The following is a 22744-nucleotide window of genomic DNA, read 5'->3' on the forward strand; positions in this document are numbered from 1 at the left end:
AGGAGGAAGACGACATGCAGATCCAGCCAGGTGTGTACCGGCATTACAAGGGCCCGGAGTACCGCGTGTTCAGTGTTGCGCGGCACTCCGAGAGCGAGGAGTGGATGGTGTTCTACCAATGCCTGTATGGTGATTACAGCTTCTGGGTGCGCCCGCTGTCGATGTTCCGCGAGTCGGTGGAAGTCGATGGCGAACAGGTGCCCCGCTTTGCGTTGATCAAGGCCGAAGAAGGGCTTTGCGGGATGTCGGACAAGTCGCAGGCGTGATGTTCTGAACTTGACCTCGCAGTTTTGCCACTATATATAGCGGTGCCGCGTCTGGTACCTGACGTGTTTTCAATCTTCAGATTCAGGAATACTCCGATCCATGGGCAAATCGCTGGTCATTGTGGAATCCCCGGCCAAGGCCAAGACCATCAACAAGTACCTGGGCAACCAGTACGTGGTGAAGTCGAGTATCGGCCATATCCGAGACCTTCCCACCAGCGGTTCGGCTAGCGCGAGCAAAGAGCCGGCCGCCAAGCGTGGCAAGGCGGCGGGTGAGGCACCGGCCCTTTCGCCCAAAGAAAAGGCGCGTCGCCAGCTGGTTGCACGCATGGGCGTCGACCCGGACCAGGGCTGGAAAGCCAAGTACGAGATCCTTCCCGGCAAGGAAAAGGTGATCGACGAGCTGCGCCGCCTGGCCAAGGACGCCGACACCATCTACCTCGCGACCGACTTGGACCGCGAAGGGGAGGCGATCGCCTGGCACCTGCGTGAGGCCATCGGTGGCGACGACACCCGCTATAAGCGCGTGGTGTTCAACGAAATCACCAAGAAAGCCATTCAGGAAGCGTTTTCGCAGCCCGGTGAGCTCGACATCGATCGGGTCAACGCGCAGCAGGCGCGCCGTTTTCTCGATCGCGTAGTGGGGTACATGGTGTCCCCGTTGCTGTGGTCCAAGATTGCCCGTGGCCTGTCGGCCGGGCGTGTGCAATCGGTAGCGGTCAAGCTGGTGGTCGAACGCGAACGCGAGATTCGTGCCTTCATTCCTCAGGAATACTGGGAAATCCATGCCGATCTCGGCACTGCCAAGAACGCCAAGGTTCGCTTCGAAGTCGCCCGTGAAAATGGCGAGGCCTTCAAGCCGCTGAACGAAACCCAGGCCATGGCCGCGCTGGAAAAGCTCAAGGCATCGAGCTATAGCGTCGTCAAGCGTGAAGACCGCCCGACCAGCAGCAAGCCTTCAGCGCCCTTCATCACCTCGACCCTGCAACAGGCGGCGAGCAATCGCCTGGGGTTCGGCGTGAAGAAAACCATGATGATGGCCCAGCGTCTGTACGAAGCGGGTTACATCACCTACATGCGTACCGATTCGACCAACCTGTCGAGCGATGCGCTGGAAATGGCCCGTAGCTACATCGAGCGGGAATTCGGCAAGCAGTACCTGCCCGAAACCCCGCAGGTCTACGGCAGCAAAGAGGGGGCTCAGGAGGCGCACGAAGCCATCCGGCCTTCGGACGTGAGCACCCACCCGACCAAGCTCAGCGGTATGGAGCGCGATGCCGAGCGGCTGTACGAGCTGATCTGGCGTCAGTTCCTGGCCTGCCAGATGCCGCCGGCCCAGTACCTGTCCACCAGCGTGACCGTGGCAGCAGGCAGCTTCGAGCTGCGTGCCAAGGGCCGTATCCTGAAGTTCGATGGCTACACCCGCGTGTTGCCGCAGCAGAGCAAGCCTGGTGAAGACGACGTGCTGCCCGAAATGGTCCAGGGTGAAGCGCTCAAGCTGATGCAGCTTGATCCTACCCAGCACTTCACCAAACCGCCTGCACGGTTCACCGAGGCCAGCCTGGTCAAGGAAATGGAAAAACGCGGTATCGGCCGTCCATCCACCTATGCGGCGATCATCTCGACCATCCAGGACCGTGGCTACGTGACGTTGCACAACCGTCGCTTCTACTCGGAAAAGATGGGCGATATCGTGACCGAGCGGCTTTCCGAGAGTTTCTCCAATTTGATGGATTACGGTTTCACCGCCGGCATGGAGGAGAACCTCGACGACGTCGCCCACGGCGAACGCGACTGGAAGAACGTGCTGGACGAGTTCTACGGCGACTTCAGCAAAAAGTTGCAGACGGCCGAATCCAGCGAAGGCGGCATGCGCGCCAACCAGCCGACGATGACCAACATTCCTTGCAAGGAGTGTGGCCGGCCGATGATGATCCGTACAGCGTCCACGGGCGTGTTCCTGGGCTGCTCTGGTTACAGCCTGCCACCCAAGGAGCGCTGCAAGTCCACGGTCAACCTCGTGCCTGGTGACGAAATTGCTGCAGACGACGAGGGTGAATCGGAGTCGCGCGTCTTGCTTGGCAAGCACCGCTGCCCGGTCTGTGCGACGGCGATGGACGCCTACCTGCTCGATGAAAAGCACAAGCTGCACATCTGTGGGAATAACCCCGATTGCCCGGGTTACGAGATCGAAGAGGGCAGCTATCGCATCAAAGGCTACGAAGGCCCAAGCCTTGAGTGCGACAAGTGCGGCAGCGAAATGCAGCTCAAGACCGGGCGCTTCGGCAAGTTCTTCGGGTGCACCAACCCTGCGTGCAAGAACACGCGCAAGCTGCTCAAAAGCGGTGAAGCGGCGCCGCCGAAGATGGACAAGGTCGACATGCCTGAGCTCAAGTGCGAGAAGGTGGACGACACCTATGTGCTGCGCGATGGTGCTTCGGGGCTGTTCCTGGCTGCCAGCCAGTTCCCGAAGAACCGCGAAACGCGTGCGCCCCTGGTGTGCGAGATTGTTCCGCACAAGCATGAGATCGATCCCAAGTACCATTTCCTGTGCGAAGCGCCCCAGAAGGATCCGGACGGTCGTCCTACCGTGATCCGCTACAGCCGCAAGACCAAGGAGCAATACGTCCAGTCCGAAGTGGACGGCAAGCCTACTGGTTGGAAGGCGTTCTACGATGGCAAGACCTGGAAAGTCGAAGACAAGCGCTGAGGACTAGCGTTCAAGGATGGGGCCGCGCGGCGGCTTTTCGTGAGCTGATGCCACGAAAGGCCGCAGCACGGCCCCTTTCATTTATGATGCAGCAATCCGCTTAGCCACCTGATGGGAGGGCGACACATGGCCCAGGAGCTCTATACCCGTACCAATCAAAAACTGTTCTTTGCCGGGCTGGCACTGGAATCGATGGCCAAGGCTGAACAGAGTCAGGCCATGAACGCCCAGGGGCTGGTGCAGGCTGAGCGGGAGTCGGCATTGTTTCATCTGCACGGTGCATTGCTTGGCCTGTGTCACGAAATCAGTGGGTACTATCGCTTGCCTGCGCTGGCAACCGTCGAGCAGGCCCTGGCCCATGACGCCTTCAACGGCATCGCCATACCAGAAGTTGCCGAGCTTCTGGAGCTTGCCCGGCAACGGGAGACCTGGCTGGCGCAGATGCTGGCTGCGTATGCTGACTTGTTCCGAGCGCCCGTGATGCGCAAACCACCCAAGACTGACGTCACCCAGCCGCTGATCCAGGCCGTCAGCCTCGATGAGCAGGTGCCTGCGCCGCTGTCCCGTGCCGAGCTTGAAGCGTGGCGCAGCAACCTCAAGGCGCTTGTCAGGCGTTTTCGTGATGCGTTGAGTGAGTGCTGACGGCCTCGAGCGCTGGTACAATGCTCGCCTTTCGTGGAGAACCGCCCTTTATGTCTACGTCTTTTCTGGAAATTGTCGAGTTGCCTGATGGCCGCATCGAACTGCGTCGCGCCGAGGATGAAGGCTCACTGGTAACCCTGGATTTCTCAGAGGATGCCAAAGTATTTCTGCAAGGTCAGCACGTCGAGGTGGCCAAAGCCATGCTCAGCGTGGGGGTACAGATGGCTGGACGGCTTGTGGATGGCGAGCTCGAACGTGACGAAGGGCCGCGCGTTCTGCACTGAAACGCGCAGTCGTGTGATCGCTGTCACCGGCCTGGCCGGTGATGGCGGCAAGCGTATCAGACGGATGAATGTGGGGCAGTCGGAAAGGCGTTGCGCTTTCCCGGCGATCTTTACTCGTCAGGGTGAGCATGGCCTGGGAGCGGTCAGGCTGGTAGCGCGAATGCCGCAGTGTTAGCCGAAACGAATGTTCAGGCTTTGCGCGTTACCCACGCTTGCTGCACGCAACAGCAACTGACGTGCATTGGCATTGACGCTCCCCAGCCAGCTGACCACGGTGTGGCTACGGCCCAGGCGTAGGGCTTCACACGCCAACTGAAGGGGAGGCTGGTTGCCGCGCGGATGAAGCAGCAGAATGCGCTCGCGGTTTAGGCCAGCCCTGCGCAGCCAGGCCTGTGTCAGGCTCGACGGTGGCGCAATGAGGGTCAGCCAGCGCGTTTCGTCTTCTTCGCTGAGTTCACGTAGTACAGGTGCCAGCAAGGTATGACAGTGACTGGGGGCGCCGTGCAGTGACAATTCGCTGAACAGGTCGGGCAAGTCACTCTTGCGCGCCAGTTCGCTGGCCTTGAGGCCAGGCAGGACGGGCTGGGCGAGGAATGCTTCGAACAGCGGCAACTGGACTTGCTCGGTTGTATGGGTGAATGGCTGCATGACGCCTCCTGATTCAGCGGCGAATGACGCCGACGCTCAAGCCCTCGATCACCAGTTCCTGATCTTTCAGGTTGACTTCGATAGGGGCGAATTCCGGGTTTTCGGCCAGCAGCCAGACCTTGTTGCCTTCGCGCTTGAAGCGCTTGACGGTGACTTCGTCGCCGATGCGCGCCACGACGATCTGGCCGTTGCGGGCTTCACGGCAGGTATGCACCGCCAACAGGTCGCCATCGAGGATGCCCACGTTCTTCATGCTCATGCCGTGAACACGCAACAGATAGTCGGCCTGGGGGTGGAAAAAGGCGGGGTTGATGTTGCAGGATTGCTCGATGTGTTGCTCGGCAAGGATTGGGGCGCCGGCAGCAACGCGGCCGATGATCGGGAGCCCGGCCTCCTCGGCCTTGGCTTCGAGGCCGGGAATGCGAATGCCTCGGGAGGCGCCGGGCGTCATCTCGATAGCGCCTTTACGGGCCAGCGCCTTGAGATGCTCCTCGGCGGCATTAGGGGATTTGAAACCCAGCTCCTGGGCAATCTCGGCACGGGTCGGCGGAAAGCCGTTGTCCTCGAGGCTGCGCTTGATGAAGGCGAGGATTTCGGCTTGGCGTGGCGTCAGTTTCAACATGATCAGCGCTCTGTCTTTTTGTACAGTGACTGGGATTATATACAGTATTGGTCTAGCCGCAAGCTTTGGCAGTCTCTGGGTAAGCCGACTGGAGCAGATCACCTCGAGATCACCGCTTCACGACCTTGCAATGGCTTGACTGACCGGCCGGTCACGAGCGCTTGACAGATGTGGGGTTGAAACGTATGTTTCAAACACCTGTTTGTATGGCGGAGTGCTCGGAGTAGTCATGGCCCAATCGGAAACCGTTGAACGCATCCTCGATGCTGCCGAGCAGCTGTTTGCCGAGCGCGGGTTCGCCGAAACCTCGTTGCGGCTGATCACCAGCAAGGCCGGGGTTAACCTGGCGGCGGTGAACTACCACTTCGGTTCCAAGAAAGCCCTGATCCAAGCGGTCTTCTCTCGTTTCCTGGGGCCCTTCTGCGCCAGTCTCGAACGCGAGCTGGAGCGGCGTCAGGCCCGCCCCGAGCACAAGCCTACCCTTGAAGAATTGCTGGAGATGCTGGTCGAGCAAGCCCTTGCTGTGCAGCCGCGCAGCAACAACGACCTGTCGATCTTCATGCGGCTGCTTGGCTTGGCGTTCAGCCAGAGCCAGGGCCATTTGCGCCGTTACCTCGAAGACATGTACGGCAAGGTCTTCCGCCGCTACATGTTGCTCGTCAACGAAGCCGCGCCACGCATTCCTGCGATCGAATTGTTCTGGCGTGTGCACTTCATGCTCGGGGCTGCTGCGTTCAGCATGTCGGGCATCAAGGCGCTGCGGGCCATCGCCGAGACTGACTTCGGCATCAACACCTCCATCGAGCAGGTGATGCGCCTGATGGTGCCGTTCCTGGCTGCCGGCATGCGTGCCGATACCGGCGTCACCGACGCGGCCATGGCCAGCGCCCAGTTGCGCCCGCGCAGCAAAACCGCCAACGGTGCAGCTCCCGTCAAGGCATAACTTGGCCTGTTGCCAGCCGCAAGCGGGCTTTTCCCTGTCTCTATTGAAGGATTTCTCATGACCGTCAGCCTGCAAGGCTCCTTGATGGTGGATATCGCCGGCACCTGGCTGACCGCCGAAGACCGGCAGCTGTTGCGCCAGCCTGAAGTGGCGGGGTTGATCATCTTCGCCCGCAACATCGAAAGCCCGCGGCAGGTGCGCGCGTTGTGCGCCTCCATTCGCGCACTGCGCCCTGACCTGATCCTGGCCGTCGATCAGGAGGGAGGCCGAGTGCAGCGTCTGCGCCAGGGGTTCGTGCGCTTGCCGGCCATGCGTGCCCTGGCCGACACTGCCAATGCCGAGTACCTGGCCGAACAATGTGGCTGGTTGATGGCGACCGAAGTGCTTGCCGTTGGCCTGGACCTGAGCTTCGCCCCGGTGCTGGACTTGGATCACCAGCGCAGCGCGGTGGTGGGCAGCCGAGCCTTCGAGGGCGATCCGCTTCGAGCTACGCAACTGGCGGGCGCATTCATCCGCGGCATGAACGCGGCAGGCATGGCGGCCTGTGGCAAACATTTCCCAGGCCATGGCTGGGCAGAAGCTGATTCCCACGTAGCGATACCCACTGACGAGCGTAGCCTGGAGCAGCTGCGAGCGGCGGACCTGGTGCCGTTCAGCCGGCTGAGCGGTCAATTGGCGGCAGTGATGCCTGCCCATGTGATCTATCCGCAGGTCGACAACCGCCCGGCAGGCTTTTCCCGCCGGTGGCTGCAAGATATTTTGCGCGGCGAGCTGGGTTTTGACGGGGTCATCTTCAGCGACGACCTGTCCATGGCCGGTGCTCATGTGGTGGGTGATGCGGCCAGCCGCATCGAAGCTGCGTTCACTGCCGGGTGTGATATGGGGCTGGTTTGCAACGACCGGGCTGCAGCCGAATTGGCGCTGGGCGCGGCTCAGCGCCTGCGGGTCACGCCGTCGCCTCGGATCGCCAGCATGCGCGGTCAAGGCACGGCCTGCACCGATTATCGCCAACATCCGCGTTGGCTGCAGGCGCTGGGTGCGCTCAAGGACGCGCAGTTGATCGACTAGCCGCTTATTGCCAAGCAGGCTGTCGGGACGCGTTCACCCAGCCAGTGCGCGTCCCGACAGGTTTTACCGACCCCGCTTGCCCGGCAAGGGCGCAAACAACGCTTCGATTTCCTCGTCCCCCAGTCGCCACTGCCCAGCCTTGCCTCCGTCAAGCAGGCTGGTGGCCAGCGCTGCTTTCTCCTGCTGCAACAGCTGGATCTTTTCCTCCACCGTGCCCCGGGTGATCAGCTTGAACACGAACACGGGCTTGTCCTGGCCGATGCGGTAGGCCCGGTCGGTCGCCTGGTTTTCGCTGGCCGGGTTCCACCACGGGTCGTAATGAATCACGGTGTCGGCTGCTGTCAGGTTCAAGCCCACCCCGCCTGCCTTGAGGCTGATCAGAAAGACCTGGCTATCCCCCGCCTGGAATTGCTGGACAGGGGTGCGACGGTCGCGGGTGTCACCGGTCAACAGGCTGTAGGAAATGCTGCGTTTTTTCAGTTCCTGCTCGATCAACGCCAGCATCGAGGTGAACTGGGAGAACAGCAGCACGCGGCGACCTTCGCTCATCAGCTCTTCGAGCATCTCCAGCAGCGCGCCCAGCTTGCCCTTGTCGCTCTGGTTGCCCTTGATGTCCACGCCCTTGACCAGGCGCAGGTCGCAACACACCTGGCGCAGCTTGAGCAGTGCGTCGAGAATGACGATCTGGCTGCGTGCGGCACCATTACGGGCTACCTCGTCGCGAACCTTCTTGTCCATCGCCACCCGCACGGCCTCGTAGGTGTCACGCTGTGCGTCGCTCAGTTCGACCCAGTGCACCAGCTCCGTCTTGGCTGGCAGTTCGGTGGCGACTTGCTCCTTCGTGCGGCGCAGCAGGAAGGGGCGAATGCGCGTGATCAGGTGGGTCAGGCGCTCGGTATTGCCCTGGCGCTCAATGGGCGTGCGGTAGTCCTGATTGAAACGCTTGAGGTCACCCAGCCAGCCGGGCATCAGGAAGTGGAAGATCGACCACAGCTCGCCGAGGTTGTTTTCCATCGGTGTACCGGTCAGGCACAGGCGCTGGGTAGCCTGCAGTTGGCACACAGCCATGGCGGCCTTGCTTGTGCTGCTCTTGATGTTCTGCGCCTCGTCGAGCAACAGCAGGTGCCATGGCTGCGCACGCAAATGCGCGAGGTCGCGGGGCACCAGGGCATAGGTGGTCAGGATGAGGTCGTAATCCTGCAGACGGGTGAAATGCTTGCTGCGTGCTGGCCCGTGCAGGGCCAGCACCCGAAGGTCAGGTGCAAAACGCTGCGCCTCGTCCAGCCAATTGGGTAGCAGGCTGGTCGGCATGACCGCCAGTGCTGGCGTCGTCAAACGGCCCGCTTCTTTTTCCAGCAGCACATGGGCAAGGGCTTGCAAGGTTTTGCCCAGGCCCATGTCATCCCCAAGGATGCCACCGGTGCCCATCTCCCGCAGTGCTTGCAGCCAGTTGAGCCCTTGCTGCTGGTAGCCGCGCAGGCTGGCGTGCAAGCCGGCAGGTGGGGCGACCTGCAGATCCCTGGCATCCCGCAGGCGGCGACCCAAATCGCGCACATGCTCCCCGCCTTCCCAATGCAGCGGCAGCGCTTCGATCCCGTTCAGGCGCGCAGCGTCTGCTCGGCTCATGCGCAGTGCCGTTCCGGCTTCGGGTTCGCTCATGTACAGCTCGCCCAAGGTCGCCATCACGGCCTTGACCCGGCCATAAGGCAGTGCCACGCGCAGGGCGGAGGCGTCGATCCGGCCGCGGTTGAGATCGATCAGCAGGTGCTCCTCGTCATTGCGCTTGGCCAGTTCGCTGGGACGCAGCAGTTCAGGGCTATTGCGCAACAGCTGCAGCACGATGGGCAGCAGGCTGTGCCGCTGTCCATCGACGACGATACCCAGTTCGAGGTCGAACCATTCATGGCCTGGCGTTTCATCGACGGTGGCGTACCAGTCCTCCACTTCCTGCAAGTCGAACGCGAAGTCGCGGTTGACATCCACCTGCCAGCCCGCCTCACGCAGCCGGGGCAGGTCTGTGCGCACGAACTGCAGCCAGGCTTCGTCGTCGGCGAGCAGGAACATCTCGCCCGCGCTGTCGGGCAGCGCCTTGCTCTGCCGGGTCGCGACCTTGAACCCCATGTCGCGCAGGACATTGCGCAGGGCTTGCTCAGCCTTGGGTTGACGGCTGATGCGCTGGCTCACACTGCCCACCAGGCGCGTGAGCGGCTTGTCGGTATTACCGCTGGCCGACAGGCCGTCGTAGTCGAACGACAACGCGGCGCGATGCTGCATCTGGCGCTGCATGCGGCCGGTCTTGGGCATGTAGGCGGTGAACTCCAGGCTCCCGAGCGCGAGGTGCGCCTTGGGCTGGATGTCATCGACGTGTTGCTCTTCGACCTCGGTCGGCGTCGGCACGGCATGGCTCAAGGCATTGAGCTTGTGGCTGAGTGGCACGACCAAGTGCTCCGGCACCTCGGGTGCGAGGGTCAGTTGCATTGCAACGTGGGGGTTGAGCCCATGTTCGAGAATACCGATCTCATGGGTGACCATGTCCAGGTAGTACAGCGGAAGCAACGGGATGACGCAGTTGGTTTTATCCCCGCCGGTGAACCACAAGCCACGGTACGCACCATTGTCCAGGCGCACCCAGCGAAACTCGCCCTGGCGCACCGGCCCGGGCACCAGTTGCGGTTGGGTGTCGAACAGGTACAGTCGGCCCGTGTCGATGATGCGCTGGAGCAACTCACCGCCTTCGGCCCCGGTCAGCCTGTAGCCTCGCTCCTGGCCGCCCCCCTGATTGAGCGAGGAGAGCAGACGCAGGATGCGCGCGTCTTCTTCGGTCACGAACTTCGGTCGGTCGTACAGGAAGTCGTAGACCGACTGCACCCGGCTGAAGCGAATGCCGTCTTCGGTTTCGGCGCCCTTGCGCACGACCACTGAGCAACTGGCATCGTCCTGAAGGCGCAAGTTGTAGCAGACCGAGCGCCCGCGCCTGTCTTTGCCCGGTTCGACCGGCGCGGGCGCTTGTTCGAGATTGCTGAGCCAATGTTGAAGCTCGGCTGACATCTTTGCAGAGGTGGGCTTGGCTATCAGTGGCGTGTCGAAGGGGTCGCTGATCAGCAGCAGCGCAGCTGCGCAGTGCTTGCAGTTGCGCGCAACAGGGCAACTGCACCGGCCTTTTACGAGCAGGCGCCCGGCATGCACGCTCACTTCGATGTCCTGCCGGTAGGTTTGTCCTGCACTGCCTTTGCACAGAGCGGAAAACCTTTGCCCGTTTAGGTACTCCAGCTCGGACATGCCCTTGCTCGCGTAAACCTCGCCTCGCCTCAGAGTGCCTGCGTCGAAACATTCGATCCAGTTGGGGTACTCGTTCAGCAGCTCGAAGGCATCCGGTCCATTGCGGCTCATGGGCTACTGCTCCAGCATGTCCAGCGATGGCATCTTGGGTGTGCCGGGTGGGGTGATCTTCAGGAGCATGGCCAGATGGCCGCCGTCCAGGTAGGTCAGTTGTCCGCCTTTCACATTGCTGTTGGCCTGGCGAAACTGCTCGCTCTGCAGCACGCTGCCGTTGCTGTCGAGCTGGTTGACCCAGAGGTTGGCTTCAACCTGGATGAAGCGGCCCTGGGTGATGCTCAGGTTGCCCTCGATCGGGAAATGGCCGAACTGCTCGGCACCCTCACCCAATGCGATGCGACTGGGCCCATCGCCTACCTGCTGTTGCCAGGCCCGATGCATGAGCACCGTGTAGTCGGCCGTGGCGCCCAGGCGCGTGGCCTCGTCTTCCAGGGCTGGGCGCTGCTCTGCGCTCTTGTCCAGCCGTGGCGCCCCGGCGCTCCAGTCTTCGGGAGCGAAGGGGCTGGTAAACGCGGGTACGTTGTTCTGCCGTACCAGGATCATTTCGACCTGGTACGGGCCCTGGGCGAATGCCGCTGGGGCAAACGCCACCAGCAGCAGGGTCAGACAGCGAATGGCGCGCATGGATCTTCCTTAGGCAGGCTTTGGTGTCAGGCGCTCGAACAGCGCCTCAAGGGTGTTGAAGCGCTCATCAGGCCGTTCCATCGGAACCAGGAAGCGGAACTGAGTGGCGCCCTCGAACTTGTAGCGCTTGGGCTGGCTCTGGATCAGCTTGATCAGGGTCAGAGGATCGACCGGCGTTTCGGCCTCGAACTCCAGCTTGCCGCCGTTGGGGCCGGCGTCGACTTTCTTGATGCCGAGTTTCTCCGCCTGCAACTTGAGCAGCGTCAGGCGCATGAGGTTCTTGGTGGGCTCTGGCAGAAGGCCGAAGCGGTCGATCATTTCGACCTGCAGGTCCTTGAGCCCTTCCTCATCGGCTGCCGAGGCGATGCGCTTGTACAGGATCAGCCGCGCATGCACGTCCGGCAGGTAGTCCTCGGGGATCAGGGCCGGCAGGCGCAGGTTGATTTCCGGGCCGCCGCCCAGTGGTTGCTCCAGGTTGGGCTGGGTGCCCTTGCGGATCGCCTTGACGGCGCGCTCGAGCATTTCCATGTACAGGGTAAAGCCCACCGCCTGAATCTGGCCGCTCTGGCCATCCCCGAGCAATTCGCCAGCCCCGCGGATTTCCAGGTCGTTGGTCGCGAGCACGAACCCGGCGCCCAGGTCTTGAGTGTTGGCGATGGCTTCGAGGCGTTTTTCGGCGTCGCCGCTGACCTTCTGGCGCGTTGGCGTCAGCAGGTAGGCATAGGCCTGGTGGTGGCTGCGACCGACTCGGCCACGCAGTTGATGCAGCTGGGCCAGGCCGAACTTGTCGGCACGCTCGATGACGATGGTGTTGGCGCTGGGCACGTCGATGCCGGTTTCGATGATGGTCGAGGCCACCAGCACGTTGAAGCGCTTGTGGTAGAAGTCGCTCATCACCTGTTCCAGCTCGCGCTCGCGCATCTGGCCGTGGCCAATGCCGATGCGCGCCTCGGGGACCAGCTCGGCCAGGTCGGCGGCGCATTTCTCGATGGTTTTCACATCGTTGTGCAGGTAGTACACCTGGCCGCCGCGCAGCAGTTCGCGCAGCAGCGCTTCCTTGACGGTGCTGTTGTTCTGTTCCATGACGAAGGTGCGTACCGACAGGCGCCGCGCCGGTGGCGTGGCGATGATCGACAGATCGCGCATACCCGCCACAGCCATGTTCAAGGTGCGCGGGATGGGCGTGGCGGTCAGGGTGAGGATGTCCACTTCGCTGCGCAGCGCCTTGAGCTGCTCTTTCTGACGCACCCCGAAACGATGCTCTTCGTCGATGATGGCCAGGCCCAGGTCCTTGAAGCGCACGTCGTCCTGGAGCAGCTTGTGGGTGCCGATCAGGATGTCGATCTTGCCCTCGGCCAGCTCGGCCGCGGCGTTGGCCACTTCCTTGGCCGACTTGAAGCGGCTCATTACCTCGACGGTGACTGGCCAGTCCGCGAAACGGTCGCGGAAACTGTTGTAATGCTGCTGGGCCAGCAGGGTGGTGGGCACCAGCACAGCCACCTGGCGACCACTGTGCACGGCGATGAACGCTGCACGCATGGCCACTTCGGTCTTGCCGAAGCCCACGTCGCCGCACACCAGGCGGTCCATGGGCTTGGGCGCCAGCATGTCGGCGCGTACCGCTTCGATGGCCGCTTGCTGGTCGGGGGTCTCCTCGAACGGGAAGCCTGCGCTGAACGTGGCGTAGTCGGCGGCGGGGTCGGCGAACGCATAACCCTTGCGCGCTGCTCGGCGGGCATAGATGTCGAGCAGCTCGGCGGCGACGTCGCGTACCTGTTCGGCAGCCTTGCGCTTGGCTTTCTGCCAGGTTTCCGAGCCCAGGCGGTGCAGGGGCGCCAGCGCGTCATCGCTGCCAGTGTAGCGGGCGATCAGGTGCAGGTTGGCAACCGGCACGTAGAGCTTGGCGCCCTCGGCGTATTCAAGGGTAAGGAACTCGGCGGCCTGGCCGTCGATTTCCAGCGTGGCCAAGCCCAGGTAGCGGCCTACGCCATGGTCGATGTGCACCACCGGTGCGCCTTCGCGCAGCTCGGTCAGGTTCTTGATGACGGCGTCGTTGGCGGTTTCGCCGCGCTTGTCGCGGCGGCGACGCTGCATCACCCGCTGACCGAACAGCGGGCTTTCGGCTATCAGGGCCATGGCCGGATCGTCGAGCAGCAGGCCTTCGTCGAGCGGTGCGATGGTGATGTTCAGGCGTTCGCTGCCGGTGACGAAGTCGGTCCAGCCTTCGACCGTGTTCGGGCGCAGCTTGAGCCGTTCGAGCAGCTCGAGCAGCACTTCGCGGCGCCCGGCCGACTCTGCGGTGAACAATACGCGGCCATCGAACTGGTCGAGAAACCCTGCCAATGCCGCCAGCGGCTGGTTGGCCTTGGCTTCGATGGCAAGGTCGGGCAGGGCGCGGGCGGCGAAGCGCTGGCGCCCGGCGCCGGGGTCCAGGTCATCACGGCTGACCACCACCCTTGGCCACTGCTTGAGGCGTGCGAAACAATCTTCCACTGGCATGAACAGCTCGGCCGGCGGCAGCAAGGGCCGGCTCAGGTCGCCCCGGCGGTCCTCATAGCGCCCGCGCACGTCGTTCCAGAAATGCTCGGCCGCCTGCTCGACGCCCGGCAGCGAAAACACCTGGGTATCGGCTGGCAAGTAGTCGAACAGGGTCGAGGTTTCTTCGAAGAACAGCGGCAGGTAGTACTCGATGCCTGACGGGATGATGCCGCTGGCCAGGTCCTGGAAGATCGCGCTGCGGCGAAAATCCACGTCGAAACGCTCGCGAAAGCGTGCCTTGAACCGGGTGACTTCCTCTTTTTGCATCGGAAATTCGCGAGCCGGCAGCAGGCGAATGGAGTCGACCTTGTCGATCGAGCGCTGGGTCTCGGGGTCGAACGTGCGCAGCGTCTCGATTTCGTCGTCGAACAGGTCGATGCGGTAGGGCAGCTTGCTGCCCATCGGGAACAGGTCGATCAAGGCCCCACGCACGGCGAACTCGCCATGCTCATAGACGGTGTCGACGCAGCGGTAGCCACTGGCTTCGAGGCGGCTGCGCATCTGCTCCACATCGATGGTCTGACCCACGTCCAGCACCAGGCTGCTGCCCAGCAGGAAGCGGGTAGGGGCCAGGCGATGCAAGGCCGTGGTAATGGGCACCACCAGGATGCCGTGGCTCAGCTCGGGCAACCGGTACAGGCTGGCGATGCGCTGGGAGATGATGTCCTGGTGGGGCGAGAACAGGTCGTAGGGCAGGGTCTCCCAGTCGGGAAACGGCAGCACTGGCAACTCGGGCGCGAAGAACTTCAGTTCCTGCTCCAGGCGGTCGGCGGCCTGGCTGTCTGCCGTCAGTAGCAGGGTAAAGCGGCCAGCGCTGCTGGCGGCCTCGGCGATGGCAAGGCTGAGGGCGGCACCGGGCAGGTTGCCCCAGGTTTGTTTGCCGGCGGTAGCCGACAGTTGCGGTAGGCGCAGAACTGACACGGGAGATTGCACTCCAAGCGTTTCGGCAAAGAGACCGATTGTACCGGTGACGCTGGCGGCTGTCAGGCTCCAATGGGGCAGGATGATCGATGTGCGTGACCTCGACAGGCGCTCATTGCCGGTTACGCATCGGGGCGTCATAATGTAGCCCCTTTTTTCTGTCCCTACATGTGGAAGGTTCCCGTGACTCAGAAGCCCGACCAGTGTCTTGGTGAGTGGATCGATCGTGAAGCCCTGGCTGAAGCGATGATCCCGCTTATCGGTCAGCTCTACCGCAACAACAATGTGGTGAGCTCGATCTATGGCCGCAGCCTGATCAACCGTTCGGTTATCTCGATCCTCAAGGCACACCGCTTTGCGCGTCATCGCCAGACCGACGAAACCGAACTGTCCGTTCACGAGACATTCCCCCTGCTCAAGGCCATGAGCGAGCTGAAGCTGGGCGCCGCCTCGGTCGACCTGGGCAAGCTGGCCAACAAGTTCAAGCTCGAAGGCAACGGCCGCAGCGCCGAGCAGTTCGTGCGTGAGGAGCTGGCCGACGTGGTGGGCCAGCAGAACGCCGCTGCGCGCAAGGGCACCGACGTCGTGCTGTATGGTTTCGGCCGTATCGGTCGCCTGCTGGCGCGTATCCTGATCGAGAAGACCGGTGGCGGCGACGGCCTGCGCCTGCGTGCCATCGTCGTGCGCAAAGGCGCCGAGAACGATCTGGTCAAGCGTGCCAGCCTGCTGCGTCGTGACTCGGTGCACGGGCCGTTCGATGGCACCATCACCATCGACGAAGCCAACAACACCCTGACGGCCAACGGCAACCTGATCCAGATCATCTATGCCAAGAACCCGAGCGAAGTCGACTACACCCAGTACGGTATCGACAACGCGCTGATCGTGGACAACACCGGCGTATGGCGTGATGCCGACGGCCTGGGCCAGCACCTGGCGTGCCCGGGTGCCAGCCGCGTGATCCTCACCGCACCTGGCAAGGGTGCCCTGAAGAACATCGTGCACGGCATCAACCATGGCGAGATCACGGCCGATGACAAGATCATCTCCGCCGCCTCCTGCACCACCAACGCCATCGTGCCGGTGCTCAAGGCCGTCAACGACCAGTACGGCATCGTCAACGGCCACGTCGAAACCGTTCACTCGTTCACCAACGACCAGAACCTGATCGACAACTTCCACAAGGGCAGCCGCCGTGGCCGCGCCGCGCCGCTGAACATGGTCATCACCGAAACCGGTGCTGCCACCGCCGCCGCCAAGGCCCTGCCAGTGCTCAAGGGCAAGTTGACCGGCAACGCCATTCGCGTGCCGACGCCGAACGTGTCGATGGCCATCCTCAACCTGAACCTGGAAAAGGCCACCAGCCGCGAGGAAATCAACGAGTACCTGCGCCAGACGGCCATGCACTCGGACCTGCACAAGCAGATCGACTACGTCAGCTCCCAGGAAGTGGTCTCCACCGACTTCGTGGGCTCGCGCCACGCCGGTGTGGTAGACGCCGAAGCCACCATCTGCAACGACAACCGCGTCGTGCTGTACGTGTGGTATGACAACGAGTTCGGCTACAGCTGCCAGGTCGTGCGCGTGATGGAAGACATGGCCGGGGTCAACCCACCTGCCTTTCCACGCTGATCGGCCGTTCAGACGCTGAACACACGGGAACCTTCGGGTTCCCGTTTTCGTTTGGGCGGCCGGGCACGGGTGCTTGTACTCGCAGAGCGCAGGGGGCACCGAGTGACTCAACGCGACATTTCAGGGACAATGACCGCCGTTTGGCAGGTGCCTGAGCGGTTTTTTCGCCTGAGCAGGTAGTGAAAGGTGATCGAAAGCGGGGACGAGGATGATTGCCGCCAAGGAGAAGGTGGTTTATGTAGTGCGGGCGAAATTGGCCTACGACGCGACCAAGGGTTAATGTGCGCGCCGTTCATGCTTGATTAGACTGCACCCGATTTTTTCTCATGGCGCCCAGGCGGCATGATCGTGCGCCGCAAGCGACCGTGGCTTGCGGGCCAGTTCTGAAGGAGTACGCATGGCTGTCTACAACTACGACGTAGTGGTGCTGGGTTCCGGCCCAGCCGGGGAAGGTGCGGCAATGAACGCCGCCAAAGCAGGGCGCAAGGTGGCGATGGTCGACACCCGCCGCCAGGTCGGGGGTAACTGCACCCACTTGGGCACCATCCCCTCCAAGGCACTGCGTCACTCGGTGCGGCAGATCATGCAGTTCAACACCAACACCATGTTCCGCGCCATCGGCGAGCCGCGTTGGTTCTCCTTCCCGGACGTGCTCAAGAGCGCCGAGAAGGTCATCGCCAAACAGGTGGCCTCGCGTACGGGCTACTATGCCCGCAACCGCGTCGACCTGTTCTTCGGCACCGGCAGCTTCGCCGACGAGCAGACCGTCGAAGTGGTCTGCCCCAATGGCGTGGTAGAAAAACTCAACGCCAAGCACATCATCATTGCCACCGGTTCGCGCCCTTACCGGCCAGCAGACATCGACTTCAACCACCCGCGTGTGTACGACAGCGACACCATCCTCAGCTTGAGCCATACCCCGCGCAAGCTGATCGTCTATGGCGCCGGCGTGATCGGGTGCGAGTACGCCTCGATCTTCAGCGGCCTGGGTGTGCTGGTCGAGCTGGTGGACAACCGTGGGCAATTGCTCAGCTTCCTGGATTCGGAAATCTCCCAGGCCCTGAGCTACCACTTCAGCAACAACAACATCACCGTGCGCCACAACGAAGATTATGAGCGGGTCGAGGGGCTGGACAACGGTGTCATCCTGCACCTGAAGTCGGGCAAGAAGATCAAGGCCGATGCCTTGCTCTGGTGCAACGGGCGTACCGGCAACACCGACAAGCTGGGGCTTGAGAACATCGGCATCAAGGTCAACAGCCGCGGCCAGATCGAAGTGGACGAGGCCTACCGCACCAGCGTGCCGAACATCTACGGCGCCGGCGACGTGATTGGCTGGCCAAGCCTGGCCAGTGCCGCGCACGACCAGGGCCGCTCGGCCGCAGGGAGCATCGTCGACAACGGCAGCTGGCGTTTCGTCAACGATGTACCGACGGGTATCTACACCATTCCGGAGATCAGCTCGATCGGCAAGAACGAGCAGGAACTGACCCAGGCCAAGGTGCCCTATGAAGTGGGCAAGGCCTTCTTCAAGAGCATGGCCCGGGCGCAGATTGCCGGTGAGCCCCAGGGCATGCTGAAAATCCTGTTCCACCGCGAGACGCTGCAGGTGCTGGGTGTGCACTGCTTCGGCTATCAGGCGTCGGAAATCGTGCATATCGGTCAGGCGGTGATGAACCAGCCGGGCGAGCTGAACAACCTCAAGTACTTCGTGAACACCACGTTCAACTACCCGACCATGGCCGAAGCCTATCGGGTAGCGGCCTATGACGGTCTGAACCGGCTTTTTTGAGCGGCTCCGACCGGTGGCCTGAGCCGGTCGGAGAGACCGAATTCAACCCTGCCCGAGGGTGGTCCTGGCCAAACCGGGAAAGTCTGTAATCAGGCTGTCCACGCCAAAATCAGCGAGCCGGCGCATCAGTGCCGGCTCGTTGACCGTCCATACCGACACGTGCAAGCCCTGCTTTTGCGCTTTTTGCAGGCGTTCCGGGGTGCACAGCGTCCAGTTCAAGGCCAGCATCTGGCAACCATAGTTCTGTGCAACTTTCAGCGGGTCGAGCCAGGCGTACTCGGCCACCAGGCCGCGTTGCACATCCGGCACCAGTTCTTGAGCGGCGCCCAGCACTTCGCGTGAACTGGAGGTGATCGTTACCTTGTCCAACAAGCCAAACTGTTGGGCCAGTTCGCGAATGGCCAGCACCGTGCTGGCTGCGCGGGTGCGCGAGGCGCTCTTGACCTCCAGCTGCCAGTGCTCGAACGGGCATTTCTCGAACAACTCTTCCAGGCGTGGGATGGGGCAGGGCTGGACCCAGCCCGGGCCACCCTGACGTGCGTCGAGCTTGACCAGGTCTTCGGCCGGGTGCTCGACCACCTTGCCGCGCTTGCCGGTGGTGCGCTTGAGGGTAGGGTCATGGATCACCATCAGCTGGTTGTCGGCCGACAGGTGCAGATCCAGCTCGCAGCGCATGATGCCGTGGGACAGGCACTGGCGGAAGCTGTTCAGGGTGTTCTCGGGCGCTTCGCCCTTGGCGCCGCGATGGCCATAGATCAGGGTCACGTTCGTTCCTTCAGTGAGAAAAATGGAGTCAGGATGATGGGGCGTTCTGTTCCAGTTGCTGGCGTCTTTGCTGCTGCTGGCGCTGCAGGATGTAGCGGGCAAGCAGCTGGCGCTGGGCATCGACCATGTCGATGAACTCGATGCCGACCTCGAAGCCCTCCTCGGGCCTGGCCTCGCAATGGGTGATCTTGCCACGCAACAGCAGGCCATGGGCGCGTGGCATCAGCACCATTTGTACCTTCACTTGGGTACCCGGTGCAAAAGGCCCTGGCTGGACGCACTCCAGGCCGCCTTCGGACATCACCACTGCCTGCGGTTGGCCTACCTCGCCCAGCAGGGTATGGGCGACCACGGCGCTGAGCACGTCCAGGCGCTTGTTCTGTACCCGCAGAAACGCTGCGAGGGTGCGGTCCTTGTCGCTGAGCTGGCGCAGCAGGTGCTGGGCCTCGAAGTCGGCCAGGTGCAGCTCGCTGAGCAGATTGAACAGTGGGGAATCATCCTGCAACACATCTGGATCAAGGGCTTGGGCCGCGCTCAATGGGCTGATTTGAAGTGCGATCCGATCAGCAATGCGGTAGTATTCGCGGCGATCTTCTTCGTCTAATGTCGTCATGGCGAACCCATGGTAGCGGCGGTGGTCCGAGTGTAAAGCCGCCGTAGGCGCCTCGCCACAAGGACGTTCCCTTCCATCCGAACAAGCCCCGACATGTTCAGACCTCTTTTCGCATTCATCGGCACGCGTTATACCCGTGCCAAACGTCGCAATCACTTCGTCTCGTTCATTTCCCTGACCTCGATGATCGGCCTCGCCCTGGGCGTGGTAGTCATGATCGTGGTGCTGTCGGTGATGAACGGGTTCGACCACGAGATGCGCACCCGCGTGTTGGGCATGATCCCTCACGCCACGCTCGAGAGCGGCCAGCCCATCGCCGACTGGCCTGCCCTTGCCGAACAAGTAAAGCAGAATCCGCAGGTGGTGGCGGTCGCGCCCTTCACCCAGATGCAGGGTTTGCTTACCCATGACGGCAAGGTGCAGAAGGTGTTGCTCAACGGCATCGATCCGGCCCGGGAACGGGAGGTGTCGATCATCGATAACTTCGTCCAGCAGGGCCAGCTGGACCAATTGGCGCCCGGTGAGTGGGGCATCATGATCGGCGACAAGGCGGCAGCCAAGCTGGGCGTGGCCGTCGGTGACAAACTCACCTTCGTGGCCCCGGAAGTCAGCGTTACACCGGCCGGCATGTTCCCGCGCATGAAGCGCTTCACCGTGGTCGGCACCTTCCATGTGGGGGCCGGCGAAATCGACGGTTACCTGGGGCTGACCAACATCGCCGACCTGTCGCGCCTGCACCGCTGGAAGCCCGACCAGGTGCAGGGCCTGCGCTTGAAGTTCGATGACCTGTTCCAGGCCCCGCGGGTGGCTTACGACATCGCCCAACAGCTGGGCGACCAGGACTTCTACAGCCGCGACTGGACTCGTACCCATGGCAACCTCTACCAGGCCATTCGCATGGAAAAAGCCATGATCGGCCTGCTGTTGCTGCTGATCGTCGCTGTTGCCGCGTTCAACATCATTTCCACGCTGGTGATGGTGGTCAACGACAAGCGAGGGGACATCGCCATTCTGCGCACGTTGGGTGCCACCCCCGGGCAGATCATGCTCATCTTCATGGTGCAGGGCACCGTGATCGGTGTCGTGGGCACGTTGATCGGCGCCGTGGTGGGCATCATCGCCGCGCTCAACGTCAGTACGGCCATCGCCGGGATCGAGCATTTGATCGGCCACAAATTCCTCAACGCCGACGTGTATTTCATCGATTACCTGCCCTCGCAGATCCAAGCCCAGGACGTGTACATGGTCTGTGGTGCGGCATTGGTCCTGAGTTTCTTCGCCACCCTGTACCCTGCCTGGCGTGCGGCACGCACCCAGCCGGCAGAGGCGTTACGTTATGAGTGAGTCGCGCATGAGTGATAAAGCCGTTCTGAGTTGCCGCAACCTGGGCAAGTCCTACGACGAGGGCCCCGAGTCGGTGCAGGTGTTGTCTGGCCTGAACCTGGAACTGCACGCCGGCGAGCGCATCGCCATCGTCGGCAGTTCGGGGTCGGGCAAGAGCACCTTGCTCAACCTGCTGGGCGGCCTGGATCGCCCCACACAGGGCAGCGTGTGGTTGGCCGGCGAGGAGCTGTCGGCGTTGGGCGAGCGCGCCCGTGGCCTGCTGCGCAACCGCGAGTTGGGCTTCGTGTACCAGTTTCATCACCTGCTGCCCGAATTCACGGCCCTGGAGAACGTGTGCATGCCGCTGCTCATCGGCCGTACCGCTATCCCAGAGGCGCGTGAACGTGCCGAGGCGCTGCTCAAACGCGTTGGGCTGGGGCATCGCCTCAATCACAAGCCGGCCGAGCTGTCTGGCGGTGAGCGTCAGCGGGTGGCCATTGCGCGTGCGCTGGTCAACCGCCCGGGCCTTGTGATGCTGGACGAACCCACCGGGAACCTCGATCACCACACTGCCCAAGGCATCCAGGAATTGATGCAGGAACTGTCCAGTGCTTCGCGCACGGCGTTCCTGGTGGTGACCCACGACCTGAGCCTTGCGCGTCAGATGGACCGTGTACTGAAACTCGACAATGGCCACCTGGTGGCGATCTGACCGACCGAGCGGGATGACCCTTTCATCCCGCGACCTGTTTTGATTGGGTGTATTCGCACATGTTCAGACCCCTGCCCATCTTCATCGGCGCGCGCTATACCCGGGCCAAGCGTCGCAACCATTTCATCTCGTTCATCTCCATGACCTCGATGATCGGCCTGTCCCTGGGCGTGCTGGCCATGATCGTGGTGCTGTCGGTGATGAACGGCTTCCAGCGCGAAATGAGCTCGCGCATCCTGGGCTTGGTCCCCCACGCGGCCATTCTGGGCCAGCAGCCGCTGGACAACTGGCAGCAGGTGGCCGATGCGGCCATGAAAAACCCTGCCGTGGTTGCCGCGGCCCCGATCACCGAGATGGAAGGCATGTTGTCCTATAAGGGCGCCATGCAACCCATTCAGGTGGGCGGTATCGATCCGGCCGAGGAAAACAAGGTTTCGATCGTAGGGCGGCACATCGTTCAGGGCCGCTTGCAGGACTTGCAGCCCGGCGAGTTCGGCGTGGTGATTGGCGAGCTGACGGCCCGCCGTTTTCGCCTGAATACCGGGGACAAACTGACCTTGATCGTGCCAGAGATCAGCAGCGAGCCTGGCGGGATCACCCCACGCATGCAGCGCTTGACCGTGGTGGGCATTTTCAAGGTGGGCGCCGAGCTCGATGGCTCCCAGGCCTACATTCACATGGCCGATGCCGCGACTATGCAGCGTTGGGCACCCGGCCAGGTTCAAGGTGTGCGGCTGAAACTGCATGACCTGTATGCCGCCCCGCAAGTGTCCAAGGCCATCGCAGCGCAGCTTGGCGAAGGCTACCGGGCAGATGACTGGTCCCACACCCAAGGCAGCCTGTTCAGCGCCATGAAGATGGAAAAGACCATGATCGGCCTGTTGTTGCTGATGATCATCGCCGTGGCCGCGTTCAACATCATCGCCACCTTGGTCATGGTGGTGAACGACAAAGGGCCGGATATCGCCATCCTGCGCACCCTGGGGGCTACGCCTGCGCAGATCATGGGGACATTCATGGTCCAGGGCAGCTTGATCGGCGTCGTCGGCACGCTGATCGGTGGGGTGCTCGGGGTCATCGCCGCGCTCAACGTGAGCCAGATCGTGGGCTGGCTGGAGCGCATCAGCGGTCAGCATATCTTCACCTCCGACGTGTACTTCATCAGCAGCCTGCCCTCGGAGCTGCAAAGCGGAGATGTGGTGATGATCTGCGCGGCAGGGCTGGTGATGAGCTTCCTGGCTACCCTCTACCCAGCCTACCGGGCTTCCCAGGTACAACCGGCCATTGGCCTGGCGGTTTGACCAA

The 22744-nt window shown here is 62.5% G+C and carries 18 protein-coding genes; 11 read left to right on the top strand and 7 right to left on the bottom strand.

The annotated features are described in order from the left end of the window. The first annotated feature begins 14 nt into the window (after positions 1-14). From PFU01S_RS13990 to PFU01S_RS14005, 4 genes are all read left to right on the top strand, one after another. On the top strand, positions 15-266 hold the full coding sequence (locus tag PFU01S_RS13990) for a DUF1653 domain-containing protein (RefSeq protein ID WP_027915089.1): 252 nt from the start codon (positions 15-17) through the stop codon (positions 264-266). 100 nt (positions 267-366) lie between these two features. Beyond that, a complete protein-coding gene (gene topA / locus PFU01S_RS13995) occupies positions 367-2976 on the top strand; it encodes a type I DNA topoisomerase (protein WP_027915088.1) in 2610 nt (869 codons plus the stop codon). Between the two features lie 126 nt (positions 2977-3102). Continuing rightward, the gene (locus PFU01S_RS14000) at positions 3103-3618 is read left to right on the top strand and encodes a DUF6586 family protein (protein ID WP_028687363.1); all 516 of its coding nucleotides are present in this window, start codon (positions 3103-3105) and stop codon (positions 3616-3618) included. A 50-nt stretch (positions 3619-3668) separates the two neighbouring features. After that, positions 3669-3902 (top strand): hypothetical protein, encoded by a 234-nt coding sequence (locus PFU01S_RS14005; RefSeq protein WP_023534164.1) that lies wholly within the window; start codon positions 3669-3671, stop codon positions 3900-3902. 171 nt (positions 3903-4073) lie between these two features. Here the strand turns inward: PFU01S_RS14005 and sulA are convergent, their stop codons facing one another. Continuing rightward, positions 4074-4550, bottom strand: coding sequence for an SOS-induced cell division inhibitor SulA (sulA, locus tag PFU01S_RS14010; RefSeq protein WP_023534256.1), 477 nt, complete (start codon positions 4548-4550; stop codon positions 4074-4076). A gap of 13 nt (positions 4551-4563) precedes the next feature. Beyond that, positions 4564-5172 carry a transcriptional repressor LexA gene (gene lexA / locus PFU01S_RS14015; RefSeq protein WP_023534260.1) on the bottom strand — a complete coding sequence of 203 codons (609 nt, stop codon included), beginning with the start codon at positions 5170-5172 and terminating at the stop codon, positions 4564-4566. Positions 5173-5401: 229 nt separating this feature from the next. Here lexA and PFU01S_RS14020 point away from each other — a divergent pair, with 229 nt between their 5' ends. Together PFU01S_RS14020 and nagZ are read left to right on the top strand one after the other, a co-directional pair. After that, positions 5402-6115, top strand: coding sequence for a TetR/AcrR family transcriptional regulator (locus PFU01S_RS14020; protein WP_028687362.1), 714 nt, complete (start codon positions 5402-5404; stop codon positions 6113-6115). A 69-nt stretch (positions 6116-6184) separates the two neighbouring features. Beyond that, on the top strand, positions 6185-7183 hold the full coding sequence (gene nagZ, locus PFU01S_RS14025; RefSeq protein ID WP_174435402.1) for a beta-N-acetylhexosaminidase: 999 nt from the start codon (positions 6185-6187) through the stop codon (positions 7181-7183). A gap of 63 nt (positions 7184-7246) precedes the next feature. Here nagZ and PFU01S_RS21805 read toward each other — a convergent pair whose 3' ends face one another. Genes PFU01S_RS21805 through mfd form a run of 3 tightly spaced genes read right to left on the bottom strand, consistent with a single transcriptional unit; the run spans position 7247 to position 14602 of the window. Then, a complete protein-coding gene (locus tag PFU01S_RS21805) occupies positions 7247-10573 on the bottom strand; it encodes a DEAD/DEAH box helicase (RefSeq protein WP_081783951.1) in 3327 nt (1108 codons plus the stop codon). A gap of 3 nt (positions 10574-10576) precedes the next feature. Beyond that, entirely contained in the window at positions 10577-11143 is a 567-nt protein-coding gene (locus PFU01S_RS14035; protein WP_027915084.1) for a peptidoglycan binding protein CsiV, read from the bottom strand. Positions 11144-11152: 9 nt separating this feature from the next. Continuing rightward, complete coding sequence (gene mfd, locus PFU01S_RS14040) at positions 11153-14602, bottom strand: transcription-repair coupling factor (RefSeq protein ID WP_023534170.1); 3450 nt, start codon at positions 14600-14602, stop codon at positions 11153-11155. A gap of 168 nt (positions 14603-14770) precedes the next feature. On the opposite strand from mfd, the gene PFU01S_RS14045 reads away from it, so the two are divergent. Beyond that, positions 14771-16234: a glyceraldehyde-3-phosphate dehydrogenase gene (locus tag PFU01S_RS14045; RefSeq protein ID WP_027915082.1), complete on the top strand. Its 1464-nt coding sequence runs from the start codon at positions 14771-14773 to the stop codon at positions 16232-16234. 397 nt (positions 16235-16631) lie between these two features. Next, positions 16632-18026 carry a Si-specific NAD(P)(+) transhydrogenase gene (gene sthA, locus PFU01S_RS14050; RefSeq protein ID WP_023534167.1) on the top strand — a complete coding sequence of 465 codons (1395 nt, stop codon included), beginning with the start codon at positions 16632-16634 and terminating at the stop codon, positions 18024-18026. A gap of 42 nt (positions 18027-18068) precedes the next feature. Here sthA and PFU01S_RS14055 read toward each other — a convergent pair whose 3' ends face one another. Next, positions 18069-18791, bottom strand: a complete 723-nt coding sequence (locus tag PFU01S_RS14055) for a glycerophosphodiester phosphodiesterase (RefSeq protein WP_027915081.1) — start codon at positions 18789-18791, stop codon at positions 18069-18071. Positions 18792-18819: 28 nt separating this feature from the next. Continuing rightward, complete coding sequence (locus tag PFU01S_RS14060) at positions 18820-19404, bottom strand: PilZ domain-containing protein (RefSeq protein ID WP_028687361.1); 585 nt, start codon at positions 19402-19404, stop codon at positions 18820-18822. Positions 19405-19497: 93 nt separating this feature from the next. Between PFU01S_RS14060 and PFU01S_RS14065 the strand changes: the two genes are divergently transcribed. Genes PFU01S_RS14065 through PFU01S_RS14075 form a run of 3 tightly spaced genes read left to right on the top strand, consistent with a single transcriptional unit; the run spans position 19498 to position 22740 of the window. After that, positions 19498-20748 carry a lipoprotein-releasing ABC transporter permease subunit gene (locus PFU01S_RS14065; RefSeq protein WP_028687360.1) on the top strand — a complete coding sequence of 417 codons (1251 nt, stop codon included), beginning with the start codon at positions 19498-19500 and terminating at the stop codon, positions 20746-20748. Positions 20749-20755: 7 nt separating this feature from the next. Next, a complete protein-coding gene (gene lolD / locus PFU01S_RS14070; RefSeq protein ID WP_174435400.1) occupies positions 20756-21439 on the top strand; it encodes a lipoprotein-releasing ABC transporter ATP-binding protein LolD in 684 nt (227 codons plus the stop codon). A 59-nt stretch (positions 21440-21498) separates the two neighbouring features. Then, positions 21499-22740, top strand: a complete 1242-nt coding sequence (locus PFU01S_RS14075; protein ID WP_023534194.1) for a lipoprotein-releasing ABC transporter permease subunit — start codon at positions 21499-21501, stop codon at positions 22738-22740. Positions 22741-22744: the final 4 nt, after the last annotated feature.

The organism is Pseudomonas fulva NBRC 16637 = DSM 17717 (assembly GCF_000730565.1).
In the GTDB taxonomy this organism is placed as follows: domain Bacteria; phylum Pseudomonadota; class Gammaproteobacteria; order Pseudomonadales; family Pseudomonadaceae; genus Aquipseudomonas; species Aquipseudomonas fulva.

What these genes read in the sequence shown, in the direction of transcription:
- lolD (WP_174435400.1), top strand. Translation starts at nt 20,756, where the DNA reads ATGAGTGATAAAGCCGTTCTGAGTTGCCGCAACCTGGGCAAGTCCTAC.
- PFU01S_RS14035 (WP_027915084.1), bottom strand. Translation starts at nt 11,143, where the DNA reads ATGCGCGCCATTCGCTGTCTGACCCTGCTGCTGGTGGCGTTTGCCCCA.
- PFU01S_RS14065 (WP_028687360.1), top strand. Translation starts at nt 19,498, where the DNA reads ATGTTCAGACCTCTTTTCGCATTCATCGGCACGCGTTATACCCGTGCC.
- PFU01S_RS14020 (WP_028687362.1), top strand. Translation starts at nt 5,402, where the DNA reads ATGGCCCAATCGGAAACCGTTGAACGCATCCTCGATGCTGCCGAGCAG.
- PFU01S_RS21805 (WP_081783951.1), bottom strand. Translation starts at nt 10,573, where the DNA reads ATGAGCCGCAATGGACCGGATGCCTTCGAGCTGCTGAACGAGTACCCC.
- PFU01S_RS13990 (WP_027915089.1), top strand. Translation starts at nt 15, where the DNA reads ATGCAGATCCAGCCAGGTGTGTACCGGCATTACAAGGGCCCGGAGTAC.
- PFU01S_RS14045 (WP_027915082.1), top strand. Translation starts at nt 14,771, where the DNA reads ATGTGGAAGGTTCCCGTGACTCAGAAGCCCGACCAGTGTCTTGGTGAG.
- PFU01S_RS14060 (WP_028687361.1), bottom strand. Translation starts at nt 19,404, where the DNA reads ATGACGACATTAGACGAAGAAGATCGCCGCGAATACTACCGCATTGCT.
- sthA (WP_023534167.1), top strand. Translation starts at nt 16,632, where the DNA reads ATGGCTGTCTACAACTACGACGTAGTGGTGCTGGGTTCCGGCCCAGCC.
- sulA (WP_023534256.1), bottom strand. Translation starts at nt 4,550, where the DNA reads ATGCAGCCATTCACCCATACAACCGAGCAAGTCCAGTTGCCGCTGTTC.
- topA (WP_027915088.1), top strand. Translation starts at nt 367, where the DNA reads ATGGGCAAATCGCTGGTCATTGTGGAATCCCCGGCCAAGGCCAAGACC.
- lexA (WP_023534260.1), bottom strand. Translation starts at nt 5,172, where the DNA reads ATGTTGAAACTGACGCCACGCCAAGCCGAAATCCTCGCCTTCATCAAG.
- PFU01S_RS14005 (WP_023534164.1), top strand. Translation starts at nt 3,669, where the DNA reads ATGTCTACGTCTTTTCTGGAAATTGTCGAGTTGCCTGATGGCCGCATC.
- PFU01S_RS14000 (WP_028687363.1), top strand. Translation starts at nt 3,103, where the DNA reads ATGGCCCAGGAGCTCTATACCCGTACCAATCAAAAACTGTTCTTTGCC.
- PFU01S_RS14075 (WP_023534194.1), top strand. Translation starts at nt 21,499, where the DNA reads ATGTTCAGACCCCTGCCCATCTTCATCGGCGCGCGCTATACCCGGGCC.